The organism is Acinetobacter sp. YH12255, assembly GCF_013417355.1.
Lineage (GTDB): Bacteria > Pseudomonadota > Gammaproteobacteria > Pseudomonadales > Moraxellaceae > Acinetobacter > Acinetobacter pseudolwoffii.
On sequence record NZ_VPEC01000008.1, the window covers coordinates 1 to 12,361 of the forward strand.

The 12,361-nt window shown below is 44.1% G+C and carries 10 protein-coding genes and 1 pseudogene; 8 read left to right on the plus strand and 3 right to left on the minus strand.

Annotated features, from left to right (window positions below; genetic code table 11):
- The first annotated feature begins 239 nt into the window (after positions 1–239).
- The 3 genes and pseudogenes from FTV30_RS04930 to FTV30_RS04940 form a co-directional block, all read left to right on the plus strand.
- Positions 240–596, plus strand: a complete 357-nt coding sequence (locus FTV30_RS04930) for a hypothetical protein (protein ID WP_257221931.1) — start codon at positions 240–242, stop codon at positions 594–596.
- A 55-nt stretch (positions 597–651) separates the two neighbouring features.
- The gene (locus FTV30_RS04935; RefSeq protein WP_159515998.1) at positions 652–1,533 is read left to right on the plus strand and encodes an IS982 family transposase; all 882 of its coding nucleotides are present in this window, start codon (positions 652–654) and stop codon (positions 1,531–1,533) included.
- A gap of 3 nt (positions 1,534–1,536) precedes the next feature.
- Positions 1,537–2,355 (plus strand): annotated as a pseudogene (locus tag FTV30_RS04940) (hypothetical protein); the annotation flags it as partial.
- A gap of 57 nt (positions 2,356–2,412) precedes the next feature.
- Here the strand turns inward: FTV30_RS04940 and FTV30_RS04945 are convergent.
- A complete protein-coding gene (locus FTV30_RS04945; protein ID WP_159516011.1) occupies positions 2,413–3,930 on the minus strand; it encodes an acetyl-CoA C-acetyltransferase in 1,518 nt (505 codons plus the stop codon).
- A 240-nt stretch (positions 3,931–4,170) separates the two neighbouring features.
- On the opposite strand from FTV30_RS04945, the gene FTV30_RS04950 reads away from it, so the two are divergent.
- From FTV30_RS04950 to dnaX, 5 genes are all read left to right on the plus strand, one after another.
- Positions 4,171–5,562 (plus strand): 3-oxoacyl-ACP reductase, encoded by a 1,392-nt coding sequence (locus FTV30_RS04950; protein WP_005097268.1) that lies wholly within the window; start codon positions 4,171–4,173, stop codon positions 5,560–5,562.
- Between the two features lie 148 nt (positions 5,563–5,710).
- Positions 5,711–6,565, plus strand: coding sequence for a MaoC/PaaZ C-terminal domain-containing protein (locus FTV30_RS04955; protein WP_100535292.1), 855 nt, complete (start codon positions 5,711–5,713; stop codon positions 6,563–6,565).
- Between the two features lie 71 nt (positions 6,566–6,636).
- Positions 6,637–7,890: a serine hydrolase domain-containing protein gene (locus FTV30_RS04960; protein WP_373683705.1), complete on the plus strand. Its 1,254-nt coding sequence runs from the start codon at positions 6,637–6,639 to the stop codon at positions 7,888–7,890.
- A 78-nt stretch (positions 7,891–7,968) separates the two neighbouring features.
- Positions 7,969–8,412, plus strand: coding sequence for a copper resistance protein NlpE N-terminal domain-containing protein (locus FTV30_RS04965; RefSeq protein ID WP_034608473.1), 444 nt, complete (start codon positions 7,969–7,971; stop codon positions 8,410–8,412).
- 133 nt (positions 8,413–8,545) lie between these two features.
- Positions 8,546–10,663, plus strand: a complete 2,118-nt coding sequence (dnaX, locus tag FTV30_RS04970) for a DNA polymerase III subunit gamma/tau (RefSeq protein WP_005097263.1) — start codon at positions 8,546–8,548, stop codon at positions 10,661–10,663.
- Between the two features lie 8 nt (positions 10,664–10,671).
- Here dnaX and FTV30_RS04975 read toward each other — a convergent pair whose 3' ends face one another.
- Both FTV30_RS04975 and FTV30_RS04980 read right to left on the minus strand, forming a co-directional pair.
- Positions 10,672–11,106, minus strand: coding sequence for a thioesterase family protein (locus FTV30_RS04975; RefSeq protein WP_005170474.1), 435 nt, complete (start codon positions 11,104–11,106; stop codon positions 10,672–10,674).
- Positions 11,107–11,150: 44 nt separating this feature from the next.
- Complete coding sequence (locus FTV30_RS04980) at positions 11,151–12,311, minus strand: iron-containing alcohol dehydrogenase (RefSeq protein ID WP_180001130.1); 1,161 nt, start codon at positions 12,309–12,311, stop codon at positions 11,151–11,153.
- Between the last annotated feature and the right edge of the window lie 50 nt (positions 12,312–12,361).

Here is a 12,361-nt window from a genome sequence, read left to right on the forward strand (position 1 = left end):
TTGATGCCATTTTTCTTTATACTGTCACTGAGGCAGGTTGGACATTTGATTTCTAGAGTTATTCGCATTTCTCTATTTTATCAAAATTCAACCTGCTTTGTTTCAGCATACTTTTTGAAACACCACCCAAAAAATATATCCTGAAAGGGCAAGCTGAAAGCAGTCATATCGAAAGAGCAGGTGATGTTGCGGTGTATGGCCAACAGTTGATTCATTTGTCTAATCAAAGGGTTAAGCTCTTGCCAATGGTCACATTACAGCAAAATAAGACCAAACAGCTGAGTTCTGCATTATTGTTGACTGAATCTAAAGCACAAAATCAAACACTTGTATTGCAAGATGGTGAATCTTGGGAGGCGCTGACCAATAGTGCTGAACGTCATGTGTATATGAATCGGATTTTATCGGCAGAGCTGAGTAGCAACGCTTTAACGCTTAAAAGTTATAGCGCTGTTCCTGTTCGAAATTTACAAATTCGCGCCAAAATCCGTCATTCAGATGATTGGGTTATACTTGCAGATTTAGATGAGCTTACGCCATTTTCCACTGCAAAATTTAATATTAAATACGCCAATCTCAACTTTTTAAGTCATTGAAATGAGAAGGACATAACCTCACTTTAATTTCGACCAAGAAAATAAAATTACAGTTATGTCCATTGAAGAATTTATCATCTTTGTCTATTTAATTATAGATGAGCTATATCCAATTGTTGTTAATAAACCACTCAGAACTCGTGGCTTTCCACCCGCTCTTACCGATATTGAAATTATCACAATGCAAATTGTGGGTGAATTCCTTGGAATGGATACAGATAAAAGTATCTGGATGTATTTTAAAAACAACTGGTTAGCTTGGTTTCCAAAACTGGGGTCATATCCTAATTTTTGTAAACATTGTGCAAACTTATGGCAGATCAATCAGAAAATCATAGCTCGCTTAACTACATATTATGGTCAGGATAATATTCATTTTATTGATGGATTTCCTATTCCTGTCTGTCGCTATAGTCGAGCAAAAAGACATAAAAACTTCAAAGAACATGCAGGCTTTAGTTATTGTGCAGCTCAACAGGAAAAATACTATGGTTTTAAGGGACATATCGTGATTAATTTTGATGGTATGGTCACAGGCTACACTTTTGCCCTGGCGAATGTTGATGAGCGTGATATTGCACCAGAAATTACAACACACATTCATGGATTATTGGGAGCAGATAAAGGCTATTTAAGACCAAGCTTAATCGAATACTATAAATTTCAATATGTTGATTTACAGACACCATTTAGAAAGAATATGCTTGATCTCAGACCTAAAGAATCAATGAGAGTGTTGATGAAGGCTAGAAGAAAAATTGAGACCGTCATTGGCCAGTTGGTAGATCGCTTTAATATCCAAAAAGTAAGAGCAAAAGATTTATGGCATTTATCACATCGCTTTATCAGAAAGATTCTGTCACACACCGTCTGCGTTGTTTTGAATAAGAAGCTTGGCCATTCGCCAATTCAACTCGAAAAACTCATTTTAAGTTGAGATTGGCGTATTAAATTGAATGATCAATCCCGCTTCCCGCTTGCAGATGGCAGTGGTTCAATTCAGTTGGCAGGTTTAAGTCAGACCACGCTGATACCAAGTGATATTTTCGATTTACATGTGACTTCTGAAACAGACGAGCATGTGAAAAAGCTCAATAAAATTCAGGCAAAATGGAAAATCTATTTTGGTAAATATGACGAACCAGGCAAATGGTGTCGAGTAACGCCTGTCTATGCGCGTGAATGGGTCATCATGATGACGAACTTAGCATACATGCTCAGTACCCCTGAATTTGAAAACCTCTGGTTTAATCATAAAGCAGTGATGGGCCATGATTTCTTTGGTAATGCAGGTCAAGTCGATGGGCCAAACGGTATTTATATGCCTGAAGACTATGTTCGTATCTACAAAGAGATTTTAAATCGTAACGAGATTAATCTTGGTATTACCAATATGGGTGGTGGTCTTGGTGGCGGTACCGTGCTGGGTGTCGATACTTGGCTATTCTATGGTCACTATCGTTTATCAGGTTTTCGTATTATTGCGCATGAATTCGGACATCATTGGGGGGGACATAATAGCGCATGGGCGATGTCATCACATGGCTTCGAGCCGATGGTGGATTGGTTGAACTTCTACTTCCAGCGCCGTCCTGGTTCACTGCCTTATATGGATCCAAATGTTAACGCATTCCACCTCACTCCCGATGCAGCGCTGTGCCAGGGGGTTAATCAAAACATTGTGAGGGGTGTAGCATCAACAGCACCTTGGAATAAAGTTGACGAATACTTTAAAAATAATCCAATGCCAATACAGTAGGTAAAAGGTATAAAAAAGCTCCTCAATCGAGGAGCTTTTTTGAATCAAGGTAGCAGCTTATTTTTCAATAATCGCTGTAACACCCTGACCACCGGCAGCACAGATCGATACCAGTACACGACCTGAACCTTTTTGAGCAATCAGTTTGGCTGCCGTCGCAATAATACGACCACCAGTTGCTGCAAAGGGATGACCGGCTGCAAGTGATGAGCCTTTCACGTTCAGTTTTACACGGTCAATTGAACCGAGTGGCGCATCCAGACCTAAACGCTCTTTACAGAATGCTGGATCTTCCCATGCCTTTAAAGTAGACAGCACTTGAGAAGCAAATGCTTCATGAATTTCATAATAGTCGAAGTCCTGAAGTTTTAGGCCCGCACGTTCCAGCATGCGAGGAACAGCATAAGCAGGTGCCATCAATAAACCTTCTTTCTTCTCGACAAAATCAACTGCTGCAGTTTCCTGAAAAGTCAGATAAGCCAAAACTTCATGACCATTGGCTTTTGCCCATTCTTCAGACGCTAGCAGAACGCAAGAAGCACCATCTGTCAGTGGGGTAGAGTTACCCGCAGTCATGGTACGCGCATCGCCCTTACCAAACGCAGGTTTAAGCTTCGCCAGTTTCTCGACTGAAGAATCAGCACGCAGGTTATTGTCACGCTCTAAACCCAGGAATGGCGTGATCAGATCATCAAAGAAACCTTCTTCATAAGCTGCTGCCATTTTCTGGTGTGAAGATGCAGCAAGTTCATCTTGCGCTTCACGGGAAATACCCCATTCCAGTGTGGTAATCGCCTGATGATCACCCATAGACAAGCCAGTACGTGGCTCACCATTTTTAGGTGCGTCCATCAATTCTTTGACATTAATTTTGGTCAAGGCTTTTAAACGGTCTTTGGCAGTTTTGGCAATGTTCAATTCAAGCAGCGCTTTACGCAAGCCGTCACCCAATGCAATGGGCGCATCAGAGGTGGTATCTACACCACCGGCGATTCCTACTTCAATTTGGCCCAGTGCAATCTTGTTTGCCACTAAAAATGCAGCTTGTAAACCCGTACCACACGCCTGCTGGATATCATAAGCTGGGGTTTCTGGTGCCAGTGCCGTATCCAGAACACATTCACGAGTCAGGTTAAAGTCACGGCTATGCTTCAGGACAGCACCTGCAACCACTTCACCGACACGTTGACCTTGCAGATTAAAGCGCTCTACCAGACCATTTAATGCTGCGGTCAGCATGTCCGAGTTAGAGGCAGTAAAATAGGCACCATTCGAACGTGCAAATGGAATACGGTTGCCACCAAGAATAGCAACGCGGCGAACTGTGTTTTGGCTCATATTATTATCCTGTTGAACAGAAGGCTGTGTTTTTGAAACTGAATCTGTTTGAGTTGATGTCGTCTGACTGCTACTGCTCGCTGTACGACGGGTACGCGGAGTTTTAGCCGGACTTTTAGCTGCAGCAGCGGCTGTATCCGTGTTTTTAGTGCTACGCTTAGCACGCGTTGATGATTTTGACACAGCTGGAGATGCGGAATTCTCGACTGCTGGATTTTCTTGAGTTGTTTTGCTCATAAGGCTTTTCCAAGCAAATTGATCGTCTTCTTGTGGCTTACATTAGCATAGATGAGTATATGCTGTATTGACTACAATGACATTGCAGACTGCGCTCAGGTCAAGTCATCTGCCAGATATCTCAAGTATGATTGGGTAGAATCTGGTAGATCTATTGCAATATAAGTATCTGGCATTATATTGAAGTTAAAGGATAACTTTAGATCGATCAAAAATTAATTTGTATGAGAGATAATAAACATGACTGATCAGTACCAAAATTTCGCAAAGTCTCCTATTGGTAAATTTGTCATTAAAAATCTGGGCCTGCCATCCCCAATTTCCCTAGACCGTTTCGAGTCTGCAACGCCAGTGGTAAAAGGCGCTGTGTTATTCGGTGCTGCACCTGCGAGTGTATTGACCGGTTCTATTGCTCAGGTGCTGGCAAATATTCATGCCAATAGCTATGCAGGCAATAATGCGGAACTGCAACAGGCAGCGGCGAAATCGGGTCTGAACCTGAATGCATTTAATACTGGCGATAAAGAATCCAAGTTTAAAGTGGTTATTTTTGATGCTTCTGGTATTGAAAATTCAGAGCAGTTGAAATCACTTTATGAATTCTTTAATCCGATTGCGCGTCAGATTCAAAGTTCTGGTCGTGTGGTCGTGATCGGCACAACACCTGAATCTGCAAAATCTGTGAGTCAGGCCATTGCACAACGTGCGCTCGAAGGTTTTGTCAAATCTGTGGGCAAAGAATTTAAAAAGGGTATTGCAGCCAACCTGATTTATGTCGATGCAGGTGCCGAAGCCAATCTTGAGTCTGTGCTACGTTTTGCAATTTCTCCACGCTCTGCCTATGTGTCTGGTCAGGTTATTCGTGTATCGGCAGCAGCACAAGTAGACTTGGACTGGAGTAAGCCACTGGCAGGAAAAACGGCAGTAGTAACTGGAGCAAGCCGTGGTATTGGTGAGGCGATTGCTCATGTGCTGGCACGTGATGGCGCACATGTGATTTGTCTGGATGTCCCACAACAGCAGGCAGATCTGGATCGTGTCGCTGGTGAAATTGGCGGCTCTACACTAGCGATTGACATTACTGCAGCCGATGCGGGTGAGAAAATCAAACAGGCGGCAGCGGCGCAGGGTGGTCTGGATATTATCGTGCATAATGCCGGGATTACCCGCGACAAGACTTTGGCCAATATGAAGCCTGAGCTTTGGGATCTGGTCATTAACATCAACCTGTCAGCAATTGAACGCGTCAATGATTACTTGCTCTGCAACGATGGTCTAAATGCAAATGGCCGTATTATCTGTGTATCTTCTATTTCAGGTATTGCAGGTAATCTGGGTCAAACCAACTATGCAGCCTCTAAAGCAGGTGTGATTGGTGTGGTGAAATTCACAGCACCGACATTAAAAAATGGTATAACCATTAATGCTGTGGCACCGGGTTTTATTGAAACGCAAATGACAGCAGCAATTCCATTTGCCATCCGTGAAGCTGGACGCCGTATGAATTCCATGAGTCAGGGTGGTCATCCTGTTGATGTGGCAGAAGCGATTGCGATGTTTGCCTCGACTGCCTCTTCAGGTTTGAATGGCAATGTGGTGCGTGTGTGTGGTCAGAGCCTGTTAGGGGCTTAATTTAGAATCCCCCTAAATCCCTCTTTGCAAAAGAGGGGACTACTCCTCCCTTTGTTAAAGGGAGGTTGGGAGGGATTTATTTAAAAAGATATTCTTCCTTCTTTTAAAAAGAAGGACGTCATAAAGATAAATATTCCAAAGGTTCAGTATGAATACTCGCCATTTTAGTCAACTTCCAAAACCTTATTTAGCCTATCCAAAAGTGATTCAGGGCTTGATTTTAAAAAAGCCAAAAGCTGAAAAAGTTCTACCGCAAGTTGAATATGTGGTGGATTCATTCAAGGTCGATCAAAAGCATCTGAAAGCCTATAATGAAGTTTGTGGTTTTAAAAATAATGGCTATATTCCAGCCATTTATCTAACAGTTCTTTCACAAAGCCTGCAAATGCATATGATGACGGCTGAAGCTTTTCCTTTTCCGGTTCTCGGTCTGGTGCATATCCGCAATCAGGTCAAACAGTATCGTAAAATCGGAGTCAATGAATCTCTCACATTGTCTTGCAAGTTTGGTGAATTGCAGCCGCATGATAAAGGTGTACAGTTTGATTTCATCACCACAGTAAAAGTCGGTGATGAAGTGGTGGTGGAAGCCTTGACCACTTATCTGTCCCGTCAAAAGAGTAAAGGCAAAGCTGCAGCCAAAATCGTCGAAAACAAGACACCCGATTATGAGCTGAATGCTGAATGGGAAATTCTAGAAAATACGGGTCGCCGTTATGCCATGACATCCGGCGACTTTAACCTGATTCATATTCATGCCCTAATGGCTAAGGCATTCGGATTTAAACAGGCGATTGCGCATGGTATGTGGACCAAGGCTAAAGCTTTGTCCAGCCTGGCATTGCCCGATGCCTATGAAGCAGATGTCTGGTTTAAACTGCCCTTATATCTGCCTTCCAAAGTGCAATTCTTAACCGCGAAAGCAGCTAATGATACGGAAATCCTGATTCGTAATAGCAAAAATCAGAAGCCGCATGTCACAGGAACTGTGACCGCAATTTAAAGTACGATAAAAGCCTGAACCTGATTTAGGCTTTTTTGTTTTTAAGAAATCAATATTCTATGGATAGAATGATGCAGCCACTCAAAGATTATTTATTTGCGGATACAGCCCATTACCAAGGAACGGTAAATGAAAATTTCCGTGACCTTGCCCATCAGTTTAGTCGCCTACAGCATGCTCGCACAGAGCAGGGTGGTGCGGCACTTGTTGTCTATTTTCAGGGACAAAAAGTCGTCGATATTTATACCGGGAAAAAATCGGAATCTGAGGCTTGGCAAACCGATACCATGTCGCTGTGTTATTCGACGGGCAAAGGTGTGCTGGCGACACTGGCACATATTCTGGCCAGTCAGGGCCTGGTTGATTATGACCAGCCTGTTGCAGAATATTGGCCTGAATTTGCGCAAAACGGTAAAGAAAATATTACTCTGGCGCATATGCTGAGTCATCAAAGCGGATTGTTTGATATCCGTAATATCATTGCCGACGCCACTGAAATGGCCGACTGGCCGCAGATGCTAGACCGAATTGCCGCGGCTGAACCACGTTTTCAAGTTGCAACAGATGCGGCCTATCAACCGCTGACCTTTGGCTGGCAGGTCGGTGGTGCATTAGAAAAAGCGACAGCTAAAACTTTAACTGAACTGATGCAGGCATATCTGGTTCAGCCTTTGATGTTGAATGGTGCTTATTTCAGTGTGCCGACCAATGAATTAGCTCGGGTAGCACTGCCGATTTTTAAAGCTAAAGCAGCCAAGTCTCAATCGCAGCCTGCGAAAAAAACAGGATCAAGAAAACCGAATCTGATGGAGCGGGCTTTGATTTGGAGTGGACAAGATCCGCAGGATTTTCAGGATGCGATGATTCCCAAAGGAATGAGGAATTTCAGTTTCTTTAGTGAGCAAGGCCTGCAAGCAATCATTCCATCCGCCAATGGAGTATTTACCGCAGAGAGTCTGGCAAAAATTTATGCCATGCTGGCCAATCGCGGCGAATGGCAAGGACAGCAATTGATCTCGCCTGAAGTTTTTCAGCGTCTCAGTCAGATTCAATGCAAAAAACGCGATCGAGTCATGCCTTTGCCGATGCACTGGCGATTGGGTTATCATCGGGTGCTTACTTTAGGTAAAGCTTCGCAAGGTTTTGGTCATATGGGCTTTAATGGTTCGGGAGCCTGGTGTGACCCTGAGCGCAATTTAAGTTTTGCCTATACCCATAATTTCCCGACAGGTTCATTGACCGGAGATTATCGTCTGTGGGGTTTGACACAGGAAACCTTACGCTGTGCTGATGCCGTCCTGACTGGACGTAAAGGTTGGCGCTAAATATCCCTGATTGGGGAGTTTAGTAAAGTCCTTAAAATATGTTATTTTGGCGTGACTCCCAGTCTGTGGTATGAAGTGATGAAAAAAGTGCTGATGATTCCTCTGGTCGCAAGCAGTGCCTTGTTTGGCTGCCAGGATCAAAACCAATCGACGGCAAATACTGCTATTGAGGCTAAAGCTCAGATTCCTGCCTGGGTCGGGAATTATCAGGGCACCACACCCTGTATGGGATGTTTTTCAAGTTGTGACGATTGTCCGGGTATGGCTGTTGCTTTGAGCTTGCATGATGATCGGACTTTTACGTTATCACGTGAAAGCTTGAGTGGGCATAACCCGATTGAAACCATTACTGGGCCGATTCGTTTTCAGGATGATACGCAACAAAAGATTGAACTGCTGAATGTCGATACCCGCAATCTGGTTTATGTGGATCTGAAAAAGCAGGTTCTGGAAATTCGTGAAGATCAAACAGGCAAACGCTACCAGATGCAAAGTGACTTTATCCTGTTTGAATCGGTCTGATTTTAAGAAAATATATGTTTTATATCCCTTTTTCAATGATTTTGATCAAGGGATTTTTATTGTTTATAAACCGGCATTCATTTCACTATTTACTAAAAAAACAGTATGCTTAGACCTGTAAAAAGGAGCATACATGTATCAAGTACTTGCGCGAAAATACCGTCCTCGTAATTTTAATGAATTGGTGGGGCAAAACCATGTTTCACGTGCTTTAACCAGCGCGCTCGAACGTGGCCGTTTGCACCATGCCTATTTGTTTACAGGAACGCGTGGTGTCGGAAAAACCACGATTGCACGTATTTTGGCGAAGTGCTTGAACTGTGAGACCGGTATCACCTCGACACCGTGTGAAGTCTGTGCGACTTGTAGCGCCGTCAACGAAGGACGCTTTATCGATTTGATCGAAATCGATGCGGCCTCACGCACCAAGGTTGAAGATACTCGCGAGCTGCTCGACAATGTGCCTTATGCACCGACTCAAGGTCGTTTTAAAGTTTACCTGATTGATGAAGTGCACATGCTGTCCACGCATTCTTTCAATGCTTTATTAAAGACTCTGGAAGAGCCACCTGCGCACGTCAAGTTCCTGTTTGCTACGACCGACCCACAAAAGCTGCCAATTACAGTAATTTCACGCTGTTTGCAGTTTACTTTGCGCCCATTGGCTGTTGATGAAATTACCGAGCATCTGGCCCAGATTTTAGGCCAAGAAAGTATTCAGTCGGATCAGGATGCCATCTGGCAAATTGCCGAATCTGCTCAAGGTTCTTTGCGTGATGCCTTGTCTCTGACCGATCAGGCGATTGCCTATGGTCAGGGTGCGATTCAGCATCAGGATGTCAAAGACATGCTGGGCTTGATTGACCGGACCATTATTTATGATCTGATTCTGGCGATTCACCAGAACCAGAAAGCACAGGTCAGTCAGTTGTTGCTGCAATTCCGTCAGCAGGCTTTGGATGTGTCACTGGTTTTAGATCAGTTAATTTCGACTTTGCATGAACTGGCTTTATTACAATATCTGCCAGATTTAAGTCTGAAATATAGTGCTGAAATCAATCAAAAGATTATGCAATTATCCGGTTTGATTTCGGCGCAGGATTTGCAACTGTATTATCAAGTCGCATGTAAAGGACGCGCTGATTTACAGTTGGCGGTGACTCAGGAACAAGGTTTTGAGATGACGGTGCTACGCTTATTGGCATTCCGTCCCTTACAGCCAAGCGAGGTTCCAGTCGTTCATGAAGCCGCAACTCAACCAATAGCAGCTTCTCCTACACGTCTACAACAGCCCATTCAGACACAATTGCAGTCTGAAACAGTCACAGCAAAAACATTTGAAGCGGAACCGACCTTCGATGATTTCTCTCTGGACGATGAGACGGATGAGGAAGCTTATACGCCATCAATGCCTGAACCATCTTCAGATGATTTTCTCCATGAAGAAAAGTCCACTAATGATCATGCACCTGAGCCTGTTCAACAGGGAGTAATTCAGACAGCGATTGAGGAAGTACAGTCTAGTGATCAGATCGTTTTTGATCCAAATGACGACAAAGGCCTGTTTGGTTTTGATGAAATCGAGAGTAGCGTAGAAGCACCGGCGACAAGCAGCAGCTCGGATGATTTCCTGCTTGAAGAGTTTATTCCTGTAGATGCTGTTACTCATGTCGAAGCAGCACAAGAAATATCTGCTGATGAGGAATTTAGTCTTGCCTCACCGGAATTGGAACTTTCACAGGAAACGATTGCTCAGCCTGTGATTGAAGAAGTCGCTCCGATTCAGACTGCGCTACCGGATGACATTTCCCAAGATTTAAATACGCAGAATCTGATGCCACAGGATATTTTAAAAATCCCTGAGCAAATGTTAGAGGGTGAGTGGAGCGTCGAAAAATGGGAATACTGGTTCCGTAACAGCCAGCTTTCTCCAGCAGTGCAGGAACTGGCACAGTATGGTGTCATGAGCGGACAGATTAATGGCCAATCCGTTTTTCATATCCCTGAGCAATACCAGCAACTTTTGACACAACTGCAACATACTCTGGAAGCTGCTTTACAACAGCAGTGGCCGCAAACTCATTTCCAGGTGAAATTTGAAAGTGTGGACCAGCTAACACCCTATACCATGCAGCATCAGCGGAAGGCTCGTGCCTTTAAACGCGCTGAAGAGCTGTTACAGGCTGAACCTGCGGTACGTGACCTGTTGCAGCAGTTCGATGGTGAATTGCAAAATATTCAGCTGAAATAGACTGGATTTTAAGGCACAACAAATCGAGATAAGGCATCCCGCATTTCGGCTGAAATCGGGGTGCTTTTTCGTGTCTCACGATCGACAAATACATGAACAAAATTACCCTGAGCTGCAGCTGTATCCGAATTGCGTTTAAAAATGGCCAGATCGTAGCTCAGTGATGAATTTCCCATGCTTTCAATGGCCACGCCCACTTCAATAATTTCCGGATAAGACAGTTCCTGATTAAACTGGCAGTTGGAGCTGACCACCAGCCCAATCATCGGAGAGTATTTCGGATCAAAGGCCGCTTCCTGAATCAGCAGGGCATTGGCTGCGGTGTCAAAATAACTGTAATAAGTCACATTGTTGACGTGGCCATACAGGTCATTGTCTGCCCAGCGGGTCTGAATGGGCAAGAAAAAGGCATAGTGTTCGCGTTGTTTGATCGTGGCTTTCATCAGGATTCGCTCTCAGCTAGACAAGGCTTAGTGTGGAAATAGATTTAGGCATAAATCGCCTGGTAAATCTGGTAAGCGTCATCCAACTTGAGTTCGCGTGGATTGTTCTGCAACAGCCGGCTTTGTTGCATGGCATCTTCTGCCATAACCATCAACATCTGTTCTGGTACATTTAACTGCTTTAATTTTAAGGTTAAGCCGCTCTGTATCAGATGATTATTAAAATGATCAATAAACAGATCGGTCAGTCCATCATGACAACCTTTACTGTGGGGATCTAACCAGGTCATCAATTCGGCATAGAGCTGTTTGGCTACAGGTGCATTAAATTTTAAGACTTCGGTCAGCACCAAAGCATTGCTATGTCCATGCGACAGATGAAAATGCCCACCGAGTGGATAAGCCAGCGCATGTACGGCAGCGACCGGTGCGTTGGCAAAGGCTTGTCCAGCCAGCATGGAACCGACCAGCATATTTTGACGCGCATCTAAATCATATCCGTCTTGCAGTACGTGCGGCAGATTGGCATTCAGCAATCTTAAAGCCTGTTTGGCCAGCATATCCGAATAAGGATTTTTCTTGTGTTTTGAGGTATAGGCTTCAATGGCATGTACCATGGCATCGATTCCGGTGGCAGCGGTAATCTGTGCCGGCAAATTCCGAGTGAAAGTCGCATCCAGAATAGCAATATCGGCATAGAGAATAGGCGCGACAATGCCGCTTTTGGTGGTTTCACCTGTAGTAACAATCGAAATTGGTGTGACTTCGGAGCCCGTTCCGGCTGTGGTGGGAACCAGAATTAGAGCTAAACGTGGCCCGGTGGCATTATCGACGCCATACAGATAGGAAAGCGTCTGATGCTGCTCAGGATGCGCCAAAATCGCAATCAGCTTGGCCACATCCATCGAGCTGCCACCACCAAAGCCTAGCACCACATCAATCTTTTCCTGCTTTGCAAAAGCTGCTGCTTCAAGCACTACGTTATCGGGCGGGTCAGCCTGAACATCTGAGTAAATCACATAATCCAGACCGGCAGATTCAATAATATCCAGAATCGGCAGATGTAATTGCTGCTTCAGCATACCCGGGTCAGTCACCAGTAGAAGACGTTGATAACGGCCATTTTTTAGGATTTTAAACAATTCCTGAATCGTGCCTAGTCCGGCAATGATATTGGGGACGGTTTGAAACTGAAAACGATTCATGGCGATATCCTTGATTTTTTTATTGCAAATACGAGATTATTCTATGGTTG